Origin of the sequence: Actinacidiphila oryziradicis, from assembly GCF_005047355.1 — a bacterium.
Classification (GTDB): Bacteria; Actinomycetota; Actinomycetes; order Streptomycetales; family Streptomycetaceae; genus Actinacidiphila; species Actinacidiphila oryziradicis.
On sequence record NZ_SUMC01000029.1, the window covers coordinates 86,885 to 106,718 of the forward strand.

The following is a 19,834-nucleotide window of genomic DNA, read 5'->3' on the forward strand; positions in this document are numbered from 1 at the left end:
CGGGGAGGCGCCGATAGGACTGGACGGGAGTGACGGGTGGACGGGACCGGCGGTAATCCGCAGGCCGAACAGAACGGCGACGACGCGTCCGCCGAGAGTCTCGACCGGCCGTTGCCGGAAGGCGTACGCCACCGGGTGGTGACCCTGGCGGCGGATGCCTTCGGCGGGCTGACCCACGCCGAACTGCCGTCCCAGCTGCGGCCGTACGCCCGATTCACCCCCAATCGCCGGGCCAAGTTCGCGGCGACGGCGCTGGCCGCGACGCTGGAGGGGGACCCCGCCTTCCGGCAGCGGATCGCCGGCAAGCTCCGGGAGGCGCAGCCGGAGCTGGCCGAGGCGCTGGACGCCGGCACACCGCCGCCGGCCGTCGATCCGCTGGATGTGGCGGCGGCGGCGTATCTGCTGCGTCCGCCGGGGTGGGTGAAGCTGGTCGCCGCGGCCGGCGAGGAGGCGCAGCGGGCGCATGACGAGCGGGTCGGCGAGGAGGCCGCGCGTGAGGTGCGGCAGCTGAGGGACGAACTCGCCGAGGTGCGCGACCAGGCTCGCGCCGACGCCCTGAAGGCCCGCGCGGACCTGGAGGGGGTCCGCAAGGAGGCGGAGGCGTTGCAGCGCCGGCTGCGCAGCGCGGCGAGCGATGTGAAGCGGGCCGAGGCGGCGCTGCGCAAGGTGGAGGCGGAGCTGGAGGACGTACGGTCCACGGCCGCCACCGAGAAGACGGCGGCCGACAGTGAGGCGCGCCGGCTGAAGGCCCGTCTGACGGAGTCCGAGTCCGCGCTGGAGGCGAGCCGCCGGGCGGTCCGGGAGGGCCGCAGTATCGAGGACGTACGGTTGCGGCTGCTGCTCGACACGGTGCTGGACGCGGCGGCTGGGCTGCGGCGGGAGTTGGCGCTGCCGCCGCGCGACATGATGGGGGTCCGGCCGGCCGACACGGTGGACGCGGTGAAGCCGGGCGCGATCAGCCCGAAGGACATCGCGCGGCGGGCGCTGTCGGAGAACGACCCTGCGTTGCTCGACCAGTTGCTGGCGCTGCCGCAGGCGCATCTGGTGGTGGACGGCTACAACGTGACCAAGACGGGGTATCCGGCGCTGCCGCTGGAGAAGCAACGGCTGCGGCTGCTCGGCGGTCTCGCGGTGCTGGCGGCGCAGAGCGGTGCCGAGGTCACCTGTGTCTTCGACGGGGCCGATCTGGACGCGCCGGTACTGCTGGCGCCGCCGCGCGGGGTGCGGGTGCTGTTCAGCAAGGCGGGGGAGACCGCCGACGAGCTGATCCGGCGGCTGGTGCGGGCCGAACCGGCCGGCCGCCCCATCGTGGTGGTCTCCGCCGACCGGGAGGTCGCGGACGGGGTGGCGCGGGCCGGGGCGCGTCCGGTCGCCTCCACTTTGCTGCTGAAGCGACTTGCCCGGGTGTGACCGGTGTGGGGCCTGGAAGGAACTGTGTTCCCCCGTGGGGCTCCTGTGGTGATTTCCGGGAGGCGGGCAGGAACTAAGCGTCAACTGCTCATCGCTGTAAGTGCGGTGTATGTAAAGAAAACGCCGTTGACAGATTTTTTTCCTTCAGGGATTTGATCCGATCACAGGATGGTCACTAGGGTCAGGGCTCGAACCTCTGCGCAGTCGATCATCCAGCAGGGATGGCAGTGGGGGTACCGCCGAGTCTGTAGTGCCGTGCGTACGACGGGGGACGCCGACGCTCGGAGCCGGGGAACCACGTTCCCGGGGTGAATCGGCACCAGGGCGCTCCGCAAGGGACGTTGAGGTGTTGTAGGGCTGCTTCCGGCCCGAACCCGTCAGCTCACCCGGTAGGCGGCTGGAGGAAGAAGGAGCTCGCCTTCGTGGCGTCCCACCGTCGACCCAAGCAGGCCAGTCGCACACGGGTGACCGTGTTCACCGCGACTGCCGCCGCAGCCGTCGCCCTGTCGTCCCAGGCCGCGCACGCCGACACCAAGCCGACCGTCAAGTCGGTCAAGGCCAAGGTCGACGCTCTCTACAACGAGAGCGAGCAGGCGACCCAGCAGTATGACGGCGCGCAGGCGCAGCAGCAGACCCTGCAGAAGCAGGTCGACCAGCTGCAGAACGAGGTCGCACGGGAGCAGGGCGACCTGAACAAGCTCCAGGACCAGCTCGGTTCGCTCGCCAGCGCGCAGTACCGCAGCGGCGGCATCGACGAGTCCATGCAGCTTCTTCTCTCCTCCAACCCGGACGACTACCTCTCGAAGGCGTCCACCCTCGACCAGCTGACCAGCCAGCAGGCCCAGGCGCTCAAGCAGATCGCCGAGAAGAAGCGCACCCTCGACCAGCAGAAAGCGGAAGCCGCCAGCAAGCTCTCCGAGCTGGATGCGACCCGCAATGACCTCGCCAGCAAGAAGAAGGACATCCAGGCCAAGTACCAGCAGGCCAATAAGCTCCTCAACTCGCTGACCGCGAGCGAGAAGGCGGCCTACGACGCCCAGCAGGCCGCCGCCAACCGCTCCACCACCCGTGTGAACCTCGGCAACAGCGCCTCCGCCACCGCGCGGGCCGCCTCCGCTCTCGCCGCCGCCAAGACCAGGCTGGGCACCCCCTACGTCTACGGCGCCAGCGGCCCCAGCTCCTTCGACTGCTCCGGCCTCACCTCGTGGGCATACGCCCAGGCCGGTGTCTCCATACCCCGCACCTCCGAGTCCCAGGCCAACGCCGGCACGCACCTGACGCTGAGCCAGCTCCAGCCGGGCGACCTCGTCATCTTCTACAGCGACGCCCACCACGTCGGCCTCTACGCCGGCAACGGCATGGTGCTGCACGCGCCGAAGCCGGGTGCGGTGGTCCGGTACGAGGCGATCAGCGACATGCCCTTCCAGTTCGGCGTACGGATCTGATCCGGGCGAGCGCGAGTGCACCTTCCGGGTGATGTCGGACAGTGGCGATTGACGGCATAAGCCCGGTGACCTGCGCAAGCGGCAAGTCAACCGGGCGACGGGCCGGACCGGGTCTTTGAACTCCCCGCGTCCGGCTGACTACTGTCACCCGACGTGGCATCCCATCGACGCACTTCGCAGCCGGGCCGCACCACCGCCGCCCGTACGTCCCGCGTCGCCGCCCTTTCAGTGGCTGCGACGGCAGCAGCCTTAGCGACACCCACGGCACAGGCAGCCCCGGGGGAAACCCCTGCGGACGTCGCCTCCCGGGTCGACCGGCTCTACCAGCAGGCGGAGAAGGCCACCGAGCAGTACGACGCGGCCGGCGAGCGGGCCGACAAGCTCCGCGCGGATCTCAACGACCTCCAGGACGAGGCCGCCCGGGGACAGGAGCGCGTCAACCGGATGCGCGACGGGCTCGGCAGCCTCGCCGGGGCCCAGTACCGAAGCGGCGGATTCGATCCCGCGCTGGCGCTGATGCTCTCCTCCGACCCCGACAGCTACCTGGACCGGGCCGAGGCCCTCGACCGGATCAGCAACCGCCAGCTCACCCAGCTCGAGGAGTTGCGGGAGGCCAAGCGCGCCCTCGACCAGCACCGCTCCGAAGCCACCGCGAAACTCAATGAGCTCAACCGCGTCCGTGCCACCCTCCGCGCCCGCAAGCGGGACGTCCAGGGCAAGCTCGCCACCGCCCAGCGCCTGGTCAACTCCCTCTCCGCCGCAGACCGCGCCCGCTTCGCCTCCCGCCTCGCCGAGCGCACCTCCCGCTCCGCCCGCGGCTTCGACCTGTCCGACCTGTCCGGTCTCGGCCCCGCCTCCGGGCGCGCCGCGGCGGCGGTCGCCGCCGCCCGCGCCGCCGTCGGCGCCCCCTACGCCTGGGGCTCCACCGGCCCCTCCACCTTCGACTGTTCCGGGCTCATGGTCTGGTCCTACCGGCACGCCGGCGTCGCCCTGCCCCGCACCTCCCAGGCCCAGCTCGGCGCCGGCCAACACGTCCCCCTCGGCCAGGCCCGCCCCGGCGACCTCGTCATCTACCGCAACGACGCCAGCCACGTCGGCATGTACGTCGGCGGCGGCCAGGTAGTCCACGCCCCCTACCCCGGCGCCCGGGTCCGCTACGACCCAGTAGGCATGATGCCGATCGCAGCGGTGACAAGGCCCGCCTAAGCCGTGGGCAGGCGTTCCGCAAACTAGTCGTGGGCAGGCGTTCCGCAGGGCCGAGCGGAGCGAGACGGGGGCACCTCCCGGCCGAAGGTTGGGGGTGGGTGGGCACAACCCACCCCCCGGCCCGCACATTGAGAGCCCGCCCGGCCCGGGGCCCGGAGCAGAGCCCGCCGCAGGCGCCCGTACGATCACCGCGTGAGGCGATTCCTGGTGACCGTGGCAGCGTGCGCGCTACTCGCCGCCGGATGCACCCCCACCCCGCCCCGGGCACCGGAAAGCGTTCAGCACATGCTGGACCGCCACGCGGCAGCCGTCCTGCACCACGACGAGCCCGCCTTCCTCGCCGACGTCGCCCCCTCCCTGCAGCCGGCGCAGCGGCAGGTGTTCCAGAACCTCGCGGAGGTGCCGCTCGCCTCCTGGTCGTACCGGCTGGAAAGCTCCGGCTCTGCCGCCCGGGTCCAACTCCGCTACCGCGTCAAGGGCTACGACGCCGACCCCGTCACCACCGACCTCTCCCTGGGCCTCACCCGGAGCGGCGGGCGCTGGCGGATCACCTCCGAGCAGCACACCGCCGCCCAGCTCTGGGACCAGGGCAAGGTGCACGTCGTACGCGGGACCCGCAGCCTGGTCCTCGGCCTCGGGACGCCCGCCTCCCTGGCCGCGTACGCCGCTGACGCGGACCGTGCCGTGGCCGCCGTACGGCGGGTCTGGGGCGACCACTGGGCGCGCCGGGTCGTTCTGGAGGTGCCGGGCACCCTCGACCAGATGGCGGCTCTGCTGAACGCCTCCTCGGCGGCCTACCGGGGCATCGCAGCCGTCACCACCGCGGAGCTGGGATCCCCGGCTGTCCCCGCCGACCGCGTCATCGTCAATCCCGAGGCATTCGGGGAGCTGTCCGCCCTGGGCCGGCAGGTCGTCCTGACCCATGAGACAACCCACGTCGCGACCCGCGCCTTCACCACCTCCGCCACCCCCCTGTGGCTCTCCGAAGGCGCCGCCGACTGGACCGGTTACCTCGGCACGGGCCGCACCCCGCACCAGGTCGCCCCCGAACTGGCCCGCGATGTCGCCGCCGGCAAGCTGCCCCGTAACCTCCCCTCGAACACCGACTTCGGCACCACCGCCGCCGGGCTCGCCCAGGCCTACGAAGGCGGCTGGCTGGCCTGCCGGCTCATCGCCGACCAGTGGGGGAGCGCGAAGCTCACCGCCCTCTACCGGGGCGTGAACGACCGGACCACGGCCGACGCGGCGATGCGCCGCACACTGGGCGTGAGCCTCGTCGAATTCACGGCGCGGTGGCGCGCCTATGTGCAGAAGGAGCTGGCATGACATCCGAAGAAGGCGCCTCGGACAACGCGGACTTCACCCCCGAGGAGATCGCCCGCGGCCGTGCCCTGCGCCGCGCTCAACTCCCCTGGTCCCTCGGCAGCCGCGCCACCGGGCTCGCCCTGCTCCTCGTTCTCGGGCTGACCCCGGCCGGTGCCGGGCTCGTCGGCGTCTTCGGCCACACCTGGGCGCTCCGCGTCCTCGGCGGCGGCCTGGGCCTGGTCGTGCTGCAGCAGGCGGTGTCCCTGCCCTTCGCCGCCCGGCTCCGGGTCGTACGGGTCCGCTTCGGCCTCGTCACCCAGGGCTGGGGCGGCTGGGCGGTCGATGTGCTGCGCGGGCTGCTCATCTCCGTACCCCTGGCGCTCGGCGCCCTCTACGCCGTCTACGGGCTCGCCGGGGCCACCCGCTGGTGGTGGGCCTGGGCGGCGCTCGGCGCGGCCTGTGCGGCCCTCGTGCTCTCCTGGCTGGCCCCGGTCCTGCTGGAGCCGATCTTCAACCGCTTCACGCCCATGTCCCCCGGCCCGCTCCGTGACGCCCTCCTCGCCCTCGCCGACCGCGACCGCATCCCCGTCCGCGAAGTCCTCGTCGCCGACGCCTCGCGCCGCACCACCGCCCTCAACGCCTATGTCTCCGGCTTCGGCCGCACCCGCCGCATCGTCGCCTACGACACCCTCCTCACCACCGCCACCCCCCGTGAGGTCGAGCTTGTCGTCGCCCACGAACTCGGCCACGTCAAACACCGCGACGTCGCCCGCGGCACCCTCCTGGGCGCGGCCGGCGCCGCCGTGGGCGTATGCGTGCTGGCGGCTCTGGTGAGCCGGCAGCCCCTTCTGGACCTGGCGGGCGCCGACCGCTTCGCCGACCCCCGCTCCCTGTGGCTCCTCGCCGCCGTCGCCGCCCTCGGCTCCGCCCTCACCGGCCCCCTCGCCTGCGCGGTAAGCCGCCGCGTCGAGCGTCGCGCCGACCACCACGCCCTCGAACTCACCGCCGACCCCGCCCAGTTCATAGCCATGCAGCGCCGCCTCACCGTCGCCAACATCGCCGACCCCGACCCGCCCCGCGCCCTCCACCTGCTTTTCGGCACCCACCCGACAGCGGCCCAGCGCATCGCGGCCGCGCGCAGCTTCCCGACCGGCAGCCCAGCCTCCCCCGGCCTGCGGACCTAGAGGCCGCGCGAATAGAGGTGGGGCGGCGTCGCGTGCCGAGCTGTGACATCAGCCGACTCCGTCGGCGGGGGCGCCTGGAAGTGTTGCCGTCGGTGTCGGTCGACGACTCTCCCCCAGACTCCGTCCGGGAGGTGCCCCCACCAAGCTCTCGGCTCCGCTCGAGCAGGGGGCACCCCCATCGCGTCGCCTCGCCCCCAGCCTTCGGCCGGGAGGTGCCCCCACCCCCAGCTACCTCCCCCAGCCTTCGGCCGGGAGGTGCCCCCAGGAGGTGCCCCCACCTCCGCCTTGCCAGACTTGCCCCTCGCCCCGCTCCTTCCTCCACCCCACCTATTCGCGCGGCCTCCTAGTCGCGCGGGAAAACTCCTGCCTCGCGTTATGTCTGCTGGGAGGTTGTCGCCTGTCTGTGCGAGCGGGCGGGGCAGCTGTCTTGCACCGGGCGGTCGGTTGACGCTCAGCGGTGCCGGGCCGGCCGCCGGTGGCGACAGACGCGCCGATGCGCAGTCGCAAGGTGTCCTAAACTTCGCTTCATGGGGATCGTGATTGCTGCCATCACCAAGGACCTGGCGCCGAATGGCTCGCTGCGGGCCTCAATCAATCTGGGTAATTCGGTACTGGCCCAGGGCATGCCGACGGCGCCGACCGGCGTTACGGTCGACATCGCGCGTGAGGTCGGCGCGCGGTTGCACGTGCCGGTGGAACTCGTCTGCTTCGACGCGGCGCGAAAGTCGTACGAGGCGATGACGGCGGGCCAGGCCGACATTTGCTTCCTGGCCATCGAGCCGGCGCGGGAGGCTGAGGTTGCCTTCACCGCACCGTATGTCGTGATCGAGGGTGTGCTCGTCGTGCCCCAGGACTCAGCCTTCACCACGGCCGCTGATGTCGATCGCGCAGGTGTTCGTATCGGCGTGCAGCGTGGGTCTGCCTATGACCTTTTCCTCTCCCGCACCCTTCAGCAGGCGAGCGTCGTGCGCGGGGACGAAGGAGTCGACGAGCTCCGCGCCCAGGGCTTGGAGGTCGTGGCCGGTGTCAGGCAGCCGATGACCGAGTTCGTCGCGACGCATCCCGAAGTCCGGCTGATCGAGCCTCGGTTCATGCAGATACAGCAGGCAGTGGGCACGACCAGGACCCGGAAGCCCGAGACCGTCCAGTTCCTCCGCGACGTCATCGAGGAGCTGAAAGCCAGCGGTTTCGTTGCCGACGCTCTTCGGCGCGCGAATCAATCCGACGCCCTGGTCGCCCCACCCGGGTAGGCACAGCCCTCATGGCTGGGAAGCAGCGCCCTGCGTGATTCTCAGGTCACGGGCCGACCGCGACCACCGCCACCCCCTTCAGAGGGCTTCCCCGGCAGCTCCGGAGCGGCGCCCCCCGCCGTGGGCCAGGAGGACGCCAGGGAAGTCCGCGAAGTCACCAGCATCCGTCCCCGGCCCGGGCCGTGCGCCCTACAGCCGGGCAGTCGGAGGACGCTCACCGGTGCGGGGCCTCCGCCGAGGGCCTGCGGCGGAGCGGTGGAACGGGCTCGGCTTGCGGCGCGTCGGGGATGTGCGGGGCTCGGCTGACGGAGGCGCGCCAGAGGTTGCGGCAGGCGATGAGCGAGGCCGCGACGAGCAGACCGTTGCGCAGCGTGAGTACGGCGACGCCCATGGAGCTGCTCGTGACCACGTCGTGGAAGAGGACGGGGAATTCGGCGCCGGTGACGGCGGTGGCCACCAGGACCAGGACCGCGGGAAATGCCTGGACGCTGGCCCGCAGGGTCATGCAGACGGCGGCGAGGCCGACGAGCCAGATCATGTACTGGGGGCTGATCACCCGGCTGGTCGTGGTGAACAGCAGGATCGCGGTGAAGGCGGCGTCGCACATCGTCGCCGGTGTGTGGGTACGGGCCTTGAGCCGCCAGAGCAGCAGCCAGCCGAAGGCGATCGCGGTGAGCGCGAGGGCGAGGTGGCTGACGACGCTGACATACGGGCCGAGGAACTCGACGGAGCCGTAGTTGAGCAGCACTTTGCCGCCGTGCCAGTGTCCGAAGCGCCGGGCCAGGTGGAAGACCAGGGAGCCGAGGGACTCGACCTCGGTACCGCGGTCGCTCTGGAAGGTCAGGAAGGCGAAGCCGCCGGGCATGATCGTGGTGAAGAAGAGGGCGATCGCGGCGACGGCGATCCCTGCCGCCGCCCACATCCGGCGCCCGGCGCGCCCGGGCGGGGTGCCGACCAGGAGCAGTACCGGCCACACCTTGAGCATCGCGCCGAAACCGGCGAGCGCCCCGGAGACCCGGGGGTGGCGGGCGGCGGCCAGCAGGGCGGCCATGGCGACGACCGTGACCTGGAGGTCGTAACGGGCGTAGACGGTCGGGCCGATCATCGCCGCCCCCAGCACCCACACCCAGGCGCCCGCCATGCCGCGGCTGCCTTGTGCACCGTCCCGCCCCGCGCGCAGCAGCAGCCCGAAGCCCACCACGTCGGCGGCGCAGGCCAGCCAGATGAAGGCCGAGGTGTAGTCGAGGAAGGGCAGCAGGGCGGGGGCGAGCATGGGCAGCGCCGCGGCGGGCGGGTACTGCCAGGTCACGTCGTGGAGCGGGAAGGAGCCGCCCCGCATCACCTCGAACCAGCTGTGGTACAGCACCGTGACATCGGAGGCCGGGTCCACGCCGGGCAGGACGATCAGGCGGAAGACGCACAGCAGCACCAGGACCCGGGTGACGGCGAAGACCGCGACGGGTGGTCCGAGACGCTGGAGGAGGGGGCCGCCGCCCGTACGATCACGGCTGTCGGCGCCTGCCATGTACACCTCGTTCGTTCGCCTGGCCCGCGGTCGTGGTCGCGGGTGCTGGAAGCATGATGCCGGTCTTGTCTCCGGACGGGTGGTAAGACGCGGCCGGCGGCCGGTCGGTTGCCCGGCGGGGCGGAGCCGATACGCTCGGCCGCGATGGACAAGACGCTGATCGTGACCAACGACTTCCCGCCCCGGCCGGGCGGCATCCAGGCCTTCGTACACAGCATGGCCTGCCGCCTCGACCCGGGTCAGGTCGTCGTGTATGCCAGCACCTGGAAAGGGGGGCAGGACGGTGACGGCACGGAGGTCGCCGTGTTCGACGCCGAGCAGCCCTTTCCGGTGGTCAGGGACCGTACCACGATGCTGCTGCCGACCCCCCGGGTGACCCGGCAGGCGGCCGGTCTGCTGCGTGAGCACGGCTGTACGTCGGTGTGGTTCGGGGCGGCCGCGCCGCTCGGGCTGATGGCGCCCGCGCTGCGGAGGGCGGGCGCGCGGCGGCTGGTGGGGACGACGCACGGGCACGAGGCGGCGTGGGCGCAGCTGCCCGCGAGCCGCCGGCTGCTGCGGCGGATCGGCGAGGGCACGGACACGATCACCTATTTGGGTGAGTACACCCGCTCGCGGATCGCGGACGCGCTTACCCCCGCTGCCGCCGCGCGGATGGTCCAGCTCCCGCCCGGGGTGGACGAGAAGACCTTCCACCCCGGCTCGGGCGGCGACGCCGTACGGGCCCGGCTGGGCCTCGCCGGCCGGCCCGTCGTCGTATGCGTGTCGCGGCTGGTGCCGCGCAAGGGCCAGGACACCCTGATCCTGGCGATGCCGCGGATCCTGGCCGCCGTGCCGGACGCGGTGCTGCTGGTGGTCGGCGGCGGACCGTACGCGGGCGAGCTGCGGAAGCTGGCCGCGCGGACCGGTGTCGCGGAGGCCGTCCGCTTCACCGGGCCGCTGCCGTGGGAGGAACTGCCGGCCCACTACGGCGCCGGCGATGTCTTCGCGATGCCGTGCCGGACCCGGCGCGGCGGGCTGGATGTGGAGGGGCTCGGGATCGTCTATCTGGAGGCCTCGGCGACCGGGCTGCCGGTGGTGGCCGGGGACTCCGGCGGCGCGCCGGACGCGGTGCTGGACGGCGAGACGGGGTGGGTGGTGCGCGGCGGCTCGCCGGAGCAGGCGGCGGACCGGATCGTCATCCTGCTCGGCGACCCGGAACTGCGGCGGCGGATGGGGGAGCGGGGCCGGCGGTGGGTGGAGGAGGCCTGGCGCTGGGACATTCTCGCGGAGCGGCTGAAGTCCCTCCTGTAAAAGACCATGCGTCTCGTGTATAGGCGGAATCCGATATTCCGTCCATGCTTTGCCCATGACACCCAATCTGACGCGTCGTCAGTTAGTGGGGCTGGCCGCGATACAAACCGCCGCCGCCCTCGGACTCACCCGGATCGGACTCTCCACCGCCCAGGCGGCCGAGAACGCCGACTACGCCGAATACGCCCCGGCCGTCGTCATCGGCTCCGGCTACGGCGCCGCAGTGGCCGCGCTGCGCCTCGGCCAGGCCGGCATGCAGACCCTCGTCCTGGAGATGGGCGCCCTGTGGGACACCCCCGCCTCGGACGGCAAGGTCTTCTGCTCCATGATCTCCCCCGACCGCCGCTCCACGTGGTTCCGCACCCGCACCCAGGCACCACTGTCCACGTTCCTCTGGCTGGATGTGATCAACAAGGACATCACCCCCTACCCGGGCGTCCTCGACCGGGTGGAGTACACCGACATGTCGGTGTACGTAGGGCGCGGCGTCGGCGGCGGCTCGCTCGTCAACGGCGGCATGGCCGTCACCCCCTCCCGGGCCTACTTCCAGGAGGTCCTGCCCCAGGTCGACGCGGCGGCGATGTACGACACCTACTTCCCGCGCGCCAACACCATGCTCGGCGTCAACAACATCTCGTCCAGCTGGTTCGAGGGAACGGAGTGGTACCAGTACGCCAGGGTCTCGCGGGACCAGGCGACCAAAACCGGCCTCAGGACCACCTTCATCCCCAACGTCTACGACTTCGACTACATGCAGCGCGAGGCCGCCGGCACGGCCACCCAATCGGCGCTGGCCCAGGAGGTCATCTACGGCAACAACTACGGCAAGCGCAGCCTCGACAAGAGCTACCTCGCCGCCGCGCTCGGCACAGGCAAGGTCACCATCGAGACCCTCAACCGGGCCAGGGCCGTACGGAGAGAGGCGGACGGCACCTACGTCCTCACCGTCGACCGCATCGACACCACCGGTGCTGTCGTCGCCACCCGCGAGGTCGGCTGCCGCTACCTCTTCCTCGGCGCCGGCTCCCTCGGCACCACCGAACTCCTGATCCGCGCCCGCGAGACGGGCACCCTCCCCGCCCTCAACGCCAAGGTCGGCACCGGCTGGGGCGGCAACGGCAACATCATGCTCGGCCGCGCGAACTATCTTTGGAACCCCACCGGCGCCAACCAGTCCACCATCCCCGCCATGGCCATCGACGACTGGTCCAACACCGCCAACCCCGTCTTCGCCGAGATCGCTCCGCTGCCCGCCGGCACCGAGACCTGGGCCAGCCTCTACCTCGCCATCACCAAGAACCCCGAACGCGGCACCTTCTCGTACGATTCCGCCACCGACTCCGCGAAGCTCAACTGGACCCTCGCCCAGAACCAGCCCTCCGTCACCGCCGCCAAGACCCTTTTCGACCGTGTCAACGCCGCCAACGGCACCGTTTACCGCACCGATCTCTTCGGGGACACCCGCGCCTTCGCCGACGACTTCTGCTATCACCCCCTCGGCGGCTGCGTCCTCGGCCAGGCGACCGACATCTACGGACGGGCGGCCGGGTACGACAAGCTCTACGTGACCGACGGCTCGCTCATCCCCGGCTCGATCGGGGTCAACCCGTTCGTCACGATCACCGCACTCGCGGAGCGCAACATGGCCCGGGTGCTCGCCGAGGACGCGATCGCCTGAGACCCCTCCTCAGGAGGCGAGGGCGGCGACGAACGCCTCGGCCCGGCGGGTGATACCGGCCCAGTCGCCGGCCGCGACCGCCGAGGGCGGGACGACGTCGGTTCCGGCGCAGACGGCGCGGGCACCGCAGGTGAGGAACTCACCGGCGTTGCCCGCGTTGACGCCGCCGGAGGCGACGAGGGGGATACCGGGATAGGGCCCGGCGAGGTCCTTGAAGTAGCCGGGGCCGAAGCTCCGGGCCGGAAAGATCTTCACCGCTGTCGCGCCCAGGTCGGCCGCCTCGGCGACCTCGGTAGGGGTGAGGGCGCCCATGATCACCGGAATTCCGGCGGCCCCCGCGACGTCCGCCACGGCCGGACGGCCACCCGGGGTGACCAGGAACTCGGCCCCGGCGGCCAGCGCCTCCTCCGCCTGGGCCGCCGTCAGGACGGTGCCGACGCCGATACGGCAGCCGGTCCCGGCAGCGGCCGCCCGGCGCAGATGGCCGGCGACACCGGGCGTGGTGTACGTGAACTCGATCCAGCGGATGCCGCCCGCCGCGAGCGCCGCACACAGCGCGGGGGCGTCCGGGATGGAGGGAGCCCGGACCACGGCTATGACGCGGTCGGCCGACAGGGCGGACAGGGTGGCAAGGGCGTACGGGGCGAGAGCGCTCACGGGACTGGCTTCCTTGGTGGGGGATCGCTCGGTCAGAAGAAGGTCCGCACCAGGTCGACGACGTTTGGACGGTCCGCGTCCGCGTCGTCCAGCACCGGGATGAGGGTCCATTTGTCGAAGGCCGTACAGGGGTGCGACAGCCCGAGGCGCACGACATCGCCGACGGCGGCATCCGCGTCGCGCAGGAAGGCGTGCTGGTCGTTGAGGGCGGTGATCCGGCCGGGCACCGACTGCGGTTGGGGCAGGCCCTCGTCGTACGGGAAGTCGCGCTTGCCGCAGTCGAGGAGGGCGAGGGCGGGCTCGGGACGGGAGACCACCCGGGCCCAGCCGTGCATGGCGGAGCGGAAGGGCGTGGCGGCGCCGGCCAGCGGGGAGACCGAGCGGTAGAAGCCGTCGTCATGGACGAGATAGGCGCCGGAGCGCAGCAGCACTCGGGTGCCGCCGGTGGCGGCGGGGGCCAGCACGCGGACGACGGTGTCGAAGTAGGCGCTGCCGCCTGCGGTGAGGACTGCCTCGCCGGTCAGCAGGCCCTCCTCGCGCAGCCGGTCGTGGAGGACGACCAGGACACGCAGATACCGCTCTACGGCGGCGATGGACTCGGGGGCGGTGTCGTGGGCCAGAGCGCCCTCGTAGCCGCTGACTCCGGCCAGCCGCAGGCGTGGTGCGGCGTGCACGGCGCGGGCGGTGGCCAGCGCCTCGTCCGGGGTGCGGGCGCCGGTCCGGCCGCCGGGCGAGCCGAGCTCGACGCAGACGTCGAGCGGACGTGAGCCGGGGGCAGTGGCCAGGGCGGCGGACATCAGCTCGACCGTACGGACGGAGTCGGCCCACGAGGTGAGGGAGAGGCCGGGGTCGGCGTCGAGCTCGCCGGCGATCCAGCGCAGCCCGGCGGGGTCGAGGAGGGCGTTGGCGACGTGGATCCGGCGGACGCCGAAGGCGCGGGCGACCCGCACTTGGGAGAGGTTGGCCAGGGTGATGGCCTCGGCGCCGGCCTCCAGCTGCCGCTGCCAGAGGGCCGGGGCCATGGTGGTCTTGCCGTGCGGGGCCAGGCCGACGCCCGCGGCGGCGCACCAGGCCGCCATGGTGCGCAGGTTGTGGTCGAGGGCGGCGGCGTCGAGGGTCAGCAGCGGTGTGCCGAGCTCGTCCAAGTGGGGATTCCCGGCGAGGAATTCGGCGGCTGTGAGGCCGTGGGCGGCGGCCGGGACGGCCTTGAAGCGCCAGTCGAGCCGTTCGTCGGCGAGGGCGGCGACCCGCCGGGCGTCGATGGTCTGTTCCATCAGCCGACCACGGCCTGGGCATCGATCTCGACGAGCATGGCCTCATTGGGCAGTTCGACGAAGACCGTGGTGCGGCAGGGCTTGACGCCGTCCTTCACATAAGCCTCGATGAACTCGCCGTACACCTCGTTCATCGGGCCGAAGTCCTCCCGCTTGGTGAGGTAGACCCGGAACATCAGCACGTCCTCCACGGAGGCCCCGCCGGCCTCCAGCACCGCCCGGACGTTCTCCAGGGTGCGGCGGGTCTGCGCCCGTACGTCGCCCGGGTGGACGTACTCGGCGGTGGCCGGGTCCTGCGGGCCCTGGCCGGACACCTGGAGAATCGGGCCCTTGCGCACACCTTGGGAGAACACCCAGGCCGGGGCGGGGGCGCCGTCCGTCCGGACCTCGGTCTTCTCGGCACTCGGGGGGTTCTGCGTCATTTCGGTCATCCTTCCTTGTCGAGGGCGGTGTTCAGCGCGGTCCACGACAGTTCGTCAAGGGCGAGCAGGCGGTCGAGTTCGGCGCGTGGCGGGACGGTGGGGATGTCGCTCCTGCTCCGGAGGGTAGCGCCGGCGACGAGGTGTCCGAGCCGGAGCCGGGCGGTGGCGTCACGGCCGTCGAGGAAGGCGGAGAGATACCCGGCGGCGAAGGCGTCACCGGCGCCGACGCGTTCGATGATGCGGGACCGGGGGGCGGGGACGAACGTCTCGCCGTGATCGTCGGAGTACGAGGTCGCCCCGTGCCCGGCGTCCTTGACCACCAGCAGCGGCACGCCCGGGAGCAGTTCGCGGATCTCTTCCGGCTTGGCGGCACCCCACAGGCTCTCGGCCTCGTCCCGTCCGACGAACACCGCGTCGGCGGCGCCGGCCAGCCGGAGCAGGGCGCGCGCGGCCTGCTCCCGCCCCTCCGGCCACAGCGCCTGCCGGTAGTTGACATCGAAGGAGACGACCGGGCCGGGGACGGCGCGCCGGACGACGATCTCTTCCAGGAGCTCGGCGCAGCTGCCGGACAGCGCGGCGGTGATGCCGGAGAGGTGCAGGACACGGGCCCGGCCCAGCAGCGGCAGGCGGGCCAGCTCGGGTCCCATCCGGGTGGCTGCCGAGCCCCGGCGGTAGTAGTGGACGCCGGTCCGGTCGGGTCCGGGGTCTTTGAAGTAGACGCCCGTCTGCCGTTCGGGGTCGGTTCGAACTCCCGTCACATCGACCCCGTGGGCGGCCAGATCGGCCAGGACGCGCTGCCCGAAGGGGTCCGCGCCCACCCGGCTCAGCCAGGCGGCCCGGTGGCCGAGGGTAGCGAGTCCGCAGGCGACATTGGACTCGGCGCCGCCCACGCCCAGCGCGAGGGAGCGACGGGTGGCCAGCGGTCCGGAGTCGAGCGGGCTGAGCATCGCCATGGTCTCGCCGACGCACACCACATCGGGACCGGGGTCCTGCCGTGTGGCTGGCGTGGTGCGGGGCCTGGGGCTCGGGATGGACACGTCGGTGGTTCCTTCGCGCGGCTGATCCGAGAAATTTTGCAATGCAAAATACTGCTTCGCATGGTGGCGGACTCAAGCTAGTCGAGCCCGTATGCAGCGTCAACGCCTGCTCGCTTTAATAGCACTGCGTTTTGACATGCAAAACGGAAGCTTGCTCCGACGGCCGGCGCGGTGGCACACTCCAGATGCCTGACGCTCACGACCCGAACCGCAAGGGAGACCGCGTGCCTCGGTCCGACACCACGGACGCCGCCCGTGACACGACCGGCTCCCAGCGCAACACCTCGTCATCCCTCCGGCGGGCGCTGGCCATTGTGATGTTCCTGGCCGAGGACCGCGGGCATCCGCAAGGTTCGTCGCTGGCCGACCTGTCCGTGGGACTCGGGATCAGCAAGAGCACCGTGCTGCGGCTGGTGGCGCCGCTACGGGAAATACGGCTGGTCGACCAGGACCCCGAGAGCGGCCGCTACCGCCTCGGACCCCAGAACGCACTGCTCGGCCAGGTGTACCTGGAACGGCTCGACCTGCGGCGCACCGCCGCCCCGGTCCTGCATGAACTCGCCGAGAGCGCGGGCGAGACGGTGCACCTCGTCATCTTCGACGCCCCGGAGATCGTCTACATCGACAAGGTCGAAAGCTCGCAGGCCGTACGCATGCACTCCCGCATCGGCAGCCGCCAGCCCGCCTACTGCACCGCCGTGGGCAAGTCCTTCCTGGCCCACGCCTCGGACGACGTCGTCCAGAGCGTCATCGCCGCGGGCATGCCGCCCCGCACCCGCAGCACCATCACCACCGCCGAGCGGCTCCATGCCGAACTCGCCGTCATACGCCGGCACGGCTACGCCGTCGACGACATCGAGAACGAGGAGGACATCCGCTGCGTCGCCGCCCCGGTCTTCGACCACGGCGGCTCCGTCACCGCCGCCGTAAGCATCTCCGGCCCGTCCTCCCGCGTCACCCGCGACCGCGTCGCCGCCATCGGCGCCCTCCTCGTAGCCTCCGCCAAGGCCCTCTCCGAACGCCTCGGGCACGAGATGGCGCCGCCGGAGTTTCCGTAGCCCTGACGCCGCTTCATCGCGACGGCGCCGCGAGCGACCGTCCGTGTCGCGCAAGCAGCCCGGCCACCGCCAGGCACCGGAGCCCGGCGTTCTGCGCCGGCGCCGCCGGCGACACCCCCACGGGGGCCCAGCCCCGAAGGGCATACGCGAAGGGCGGGCGGACCGCCGCGCTCTCCGGCGTCACTCGCGCCAGGGCGCCGGGCGTCGCTCAGCGGGTGTAGATGGCCTCGATCTCGTCGGCGAAGTCCGTCAGGATGACATTGCGCTTGAGCTTCAGCGACGGCGTGACATGCCCGGACTCCTCCGTGAACTGGCCCGGCAGGATGCGGAACTTCTTCACGGCCTCGGCGTGCGAGACCGCCGCGTTGCCGTCGTCCACGGCCTGCTGCACCGCGGCGATCAGGTCGGGGTCGTCGCGCAGTTCGGCCAGCCTTGCGCCGGCGGGCTTGCCGTGCTCCTGCGCCCAGAGGGGCAGGAACTCCTCGTCGATGGTGACGAGGGCGCCGATGAAGGGCCTGGCGTCGCCGACGACCATGCACTCGGCCACGAGGGCGTGCGCGCGGATGCGGTCCTCGATCACGGCGGGGGCGACGTTCTTGCCACCCGCGGTGATGATGATCTCCTTCTTGCGGCCGGTGATCGTGAGGTAGCCGTCCTCGTCGACGGTGCCGATGTCCCCGGTGTGGAACCAGCCGTCGGAGACGGCTTCGGCGGTCGCGGCCTCGTTGTTCCAGTAGCCGGTGAAGAGGTGCTCGCCGTAGAGCAGCACCTCGCCGTCGTTGGCGATCCGGAGCGTGGAGCCCGGGAGCGGCTGGCCGACGGTGCCTATCTTGGTTCGATCCCAGGGGTTGAACGTGGTGGCGGCACAGGTCTCGCTGAGGCCGTATCCCTCCAGGACGGTGAAGCCGATGCCACGGTAGAAGTGGCCGAGGCGCTCGCCGAGCGGGGCACCGCCGGAGATGGAGTACTCGCCCCGGCCGCCCAGCACCTTCCGCAGCTTGCTGAAGACCAGCCGGTCGAAGACCTTGTGCTTGAACTTGAGACCGACGGACGGACCGCCGGTGCTGTCGAGGGCCCGGCTGTACTCGATGGCGGTGTCGGCCGCCTTGTCGAAGATCTTGCCCTTGCCTCCGGCCTGCGCCTGCGCCCGCGCGGAGTTGTAGACCTTCTCGAAGACCCGCGGCACGCCGAGGATCAGCGTGGGCCGGAAGGAGCCCAGCTCATCGGTGAGGTGCTTGACATCGCTGACGTGGCCCAGCTTGATCGGCGCCATGACGGCGGCCACCTCCACCAGCCGCCCGAAGACGTGCGCCAGCGGCAGGAAGAGCAGCACCGAGGAGTCACCGGTGCGGAAGAGCGGCCTGAGGCGTTCCACGACATTGCCGCACTCCGCGAAGAAGCTGCGGTGGCTGAGCACGCAGCCCTTGGGGCGGCCGGTGGTGCCGGAGGTGTAGACGATGGTGGCGGGGGAGTCCGCGGTGGCGGTGGCGCTGCGCTCGGCCACGACCTTGTCCGCGATGTCGTCGCCGGCCGCGGTGAGGGTGTCCACCGCGCCGGCGTCGATCCGCCAGAGGTGTTTGAGATGCGGCAGCCGGTCCCGTACGGACTCGACCGCCGCCTCGTGGGCCGCGGTCTCGACGACAACGGACACGGCGCCGGAGTCGCCGAGGATCCACTCGACCTGTTCGGCGGACGAGGTCTCGTACACCGGGACGGTGACGGCGCCCGCGCTCCAGATCGCGAAGTCCAGCAGCGTCCACTCGTACCGGGTGCGGGACATCAGGGCGACCCGGTCGCCGGGCTCGACGCCGGAGGCGATCAGCCCCTTGGCCGCGGCGGTGACCTCGGCGAGGAAGGCGGTGGCGGTGACGTCCTGCCAGCCCCCGTCACCCGCTGTCCCCACTGGCGCCTTTCTGGCGATGACGACCACATCCGGATGCTGCGCGGCGTTGCGGCGGATGAGATCCGTCAGATTGCCGTCCGCAGGGACCTCGTAAAGGGCCGGAAGGCTGAACTCGCGCAAGACTGCTGCTCCTCATCGGCGCCGGCGCCGGGCGGCTGGATCCGTGACCGAAGCCGAGAAACGGGGATGTTGGACTGCCCGGACGTTACCCACCGGTAAACCGCTAGCGATAGGGCTGCCGTGTAGATGTTTTGTGTGTCACATGCTGGGGGACGCAGGTGGATCCGCCCGGAAAGGGTATGACAGACCGCCGGTGACCCGCAGTGAACACCGGTTAGGGTGATCGCCATGCGGGTCCATGTAGTCAGTGACGTCCATGGCGCGGCCGATGCCCTCGCGAAGGCGGGAGACGGGGCCGACGCTCTCATCTGTCTCGGCGACCTCGTGCTGTTCCTCGACTACGCGGACCACTCACGCGGCATCTTCCCGGATCTCTTCGGCGTGGAGAACGCCGACCGCATGGTCGAGCTGCGCACCGCCCGCCGCTTCGACGAGGCCCGCGAGCTGGACCGCGGGCTCTGGTCCGGCATCGACCGGCTCGCCGCCATCGAGTCCGCCGTACGCAAGCAGTACGCCGAGCTCTTCGCCGCCTTCTCCGTGCCGACGTACGCCACCTACGGAAATGTCGACATCCCCGCCCTCTGGCCCGAGTACGCCGGCCCCGGCACCACCATCCTCGACGGCGCCACCGCCGAGATCGGCGGCCTCGTCTTCGGCTTCGTCGGCGGCGGTCTGCGCACCCCCTACCGCACCCCGTACGAGATCGACGACGAGGCATACGCGGCGAAAGTCGCCGCTCTCGGCCCGATCGACGTGCTCTGCTCGCACATCCCGCCCGCCGCCCCGGAGCTCTGCTATGACGTCGTCGCCCGCCGGTTCGAGCGCGGCAGCGAGGCCCTGCTCGACGCGATCCACGAACTGCGGCCCAAGTACTCCCTCTTCGGCCATGTCCACCAGCCGCTCGCCGCGCGTATGCGGATCGGGACCACCGAGTGCGTCAACGTCGGGCACTTCAACGCGACCCGGGCGCCATGGGTCCTGGAGTGGTGAGCTGCGTTCGACCAGTACGCGGTAGCCTGCACCCACCAGTAACGAGCATGAGGACGCACAGTCCCGGAGGGGCCACGGCG

At 71.5% G+C, this 19,834-nt stretch carries 16 protein-coding genes and 1 riboswitch; of the genes, 10 read left to right on the plus strand and 6 right to left on the minus strand.

What is annotated here, in order from left to right; genetic code table 11:
• Positions 1–36: 36 nt before the first annotated feature.
• From FCI23_RS27265 to FCI23_RS27290, 6 genes are all read left to right on the plus strand, one after another.
• The gene (locus FCI23_RS27265) at positions 37–1,410 is read left to right on the plus strand and encodes an NYN domain-containing protein (protein ID WP_136726585.1); all 1,374 of its coding nucleotides are present in this window, start codon (positions 37–39) and stop codon (positions 1,408–1,410) included.
• Between the two features lie 262 nt (positions 1,411–1,672).
• Positions 1,673–1,822, plus strand: a riboswitch (cyclic di-AMP (ydaO/yuaA leader).
• Positions 1,823–1,832: 10 nt separating this feature from the next.
• A complete protein-coding gene (locus tag FCI23_RS27270) occupies positions 1,833–2,855 on the plus strand; it encodes a C40 family peptidase (RefSeq protein WP_136726586.1) in 1,023 nt (340 codons plus the stop codon).
• Positions 2,856–3,008: 153 nt separating this feature from the next.
• Positions 3,009–4,061 carry a C40 family peptidase gene (locus tag FCI23_RS27275; protein ID WP_136726587.1) on the plus strand — a complete coding sequence of 351 codons (1,053 nt, stop codon included), beginning with the start codon at positions 3,009–3,011 and terminating at the stop codon, positions 4,059–4,061.
• A 192-nt stretch (positions 4,062–4,253) separates the two neighbouring features.
• Entirely contained in the window at positions 4,254–5,387 is a 1,134-nt protein-coding gene (locus FCI23_RS27280) for a hypothetical protein (RefSeq protein WP_246144056.1), read from the plus strand.
• Positions 5,384–6,550 (plus strand): M48 family metalloprotease, encoded by a 1,167-nt coding sequence (locus tag FCI23_RS27285; protein WP_136726588.1) that lies wholly within the window; start codon positions 5,384–5,386, stop codon positions 6,548–6,550. The genes FCI23_RS27280 and FCI23_RS27285 overlap by 4 nt, the downstream gene beginning before the upstream one ends.
• Before the next feature lie 527 nt (positions 6,551–7,077).
• Positions 7,078–7,800 carry a transporter substrate-binding domain-containing protein gene (locus FCI23_RS27290; RefSeq protein ID WP_136726589.1) on the plus strand — a complete coding sequence of 241 codons (723 nt, stop codon included), beginning with the start codon at positions 7,078–7,080 and terminating at the stop codon, positions 7,798–7,800.
• A 214-nt stretch (positions 7,801–8,014) separates the two neighbouring features.
• On the opposite strand, the gene FCI23_RS27295 is transcribed toward FCI23_RS27290, so the two are convergent.
• Complete coding sequence (locus FCI23_RS27295) at positions 8,015–9,325, minus strand: glycosyltransferase 87 family protein (protein WP_136726590.1); 1,311 nt, start codon at positions 9,323–9,325, stop codon at positions 8,015–8,017.
• A gap of 144 nt (positions 9,326–9,469) precedes the next feature.
• On the opposite strand from FCI23_RS27295, the gene FCI23_RS27300 reads away from it, so the two are divergent.
• Positions 9,470–10,615: a glycosyltransferase family 4 protein gene (locus FCI23_RS27300; protein ID WP_136726591.1), complete on the plus strand. Its 1,146-nt coding sequence runs from the start codon at positions 9,470–9,472 to the stop codon at positions 10,613–10,615.
• Positions 10,616–10,670: 55 nt separating this feature from the next.
• A complete protein-coding gene (locus FCI23_RS27305) occupies positions 10,671–12,293 on the plus strand; it encodes a GMC oxidoreductase (protein ID WP_136726592.1) in 1,623 nt (540 codons plus the stop codon).
• A gap of 9 nt (positions 12,294–12,302) precedes the next feature.
• Here FCI23_RS27305 and FCI23_RS27310 read toward each other — a convergent pair whose 3' ends face one another.
• From FCI23_RS27310 to FCI23_RS27325, 4 genes are read right to left on the minus strand one after another with little or no spacing between them, the layout of a single operon-like run.
• Complete coding sequence (locus FCI23_RS27310; protein ID WP_246144057.1) at positions 12,303–12,950, minus strand: bifunctional 4-hydroxy-2-oxoglutarate aldolase/2-dehydro-3-deoxy-phosphogluconate aldolase; 648 nt, start codon at positions 12,948–12,950, stop codon at positions 12,303–12,305.
• Between the two features lie 32 nt (positions 12,951–12,982).
• Positions 12,983–14,224, minus strand: a complete 1,242-nt coding sequence (locus FCI23_RS27315; RefSeq protein ID WP_136726594.1) for an alanine racemase — start codon at positions 14,222–14,224, stop codon at positions 12,983–12,985.
• On the minus strand, positions 14,224–14,646 hold the full coding sequence (locus tag FCI23_RS27320) for a RidA family protein (RefSeq protein WP_136726595.1): 423 nt from the start codon (positions 14,644–14,646) through the stop codon (positions 14,224–14,226). Before FCI23_RS27320 ends, FCI23_RS27315 begins: the two co-directional genes overlap by 1 nt.
• A gap of 5 nt (positions 14,647–14,651) precedes the next feature.
• Positions 14,652–15,683 carry a sugar kinase gene (locus tag FCI23_RS27325; protein ID WP_246144058.1) on the minus strand — a complete coding sequence of 344 codons (1,032 nt, stop codon included), beginning with the start codon at positions 15,681–15,683 and terminating at the stop codon, positions 14,652–14,654.
• 224 nt (positions 15,684–15,907) lie between these two features.
• On the opposite strand from FCI23_RS27325, the gene FCI23_RS27330 reads away from it, so the two are divergent.
• On the plus strand, positions 15,908–16,741 hold the full coding sequence (locus tag FCI23_RS27330; protein ID WP_246144059.1) for an IclR family transcriptional regulator: 834 nt from the start codon (positions 15,908–15,910) through the stop codon (positions 16,739–16,741).
• A gap of 208 nt (positions 16,742–16,949) precedes the next feature.
• Here the strand turns inward: FCI23_RS27330 and FCI23_RS27335 are convergent, their stop codons facing one another.
• Positions 16,950–18,764, minus strand: coding sequence for an AMP-dependent synthetase/ligase (locus tag FCI23_RS27335; protein ID WP_136726597.1), 1,815 nt, complete (start codon positions 18,762–18,764; stop codon positions 16,950–16,952).
• A 228-nt stretch (positions 18,765–18,992) separates the two neighbouring features.
• Here FCI23_RS27335 and FCI23_RS27340 point away from each other — a divergent pair, with 228 nt between their 5' ends.
• Positions 18,993–19,754 carry a metallophosphoesterase family protein gene (locus FCI23_RS27340; RefSeq protein ID WP_136726598.1) on the plus strand — a complete coding sequence of 254 codons (762 nt, stop codon included), beginning with the start codon at positions 18,993–18,995 and terminating at the stop codon, positions 19,752–19,754.
• The last annotated feature ends 80 nt before the right edge of the window (positions 19,755–19,834 follow it).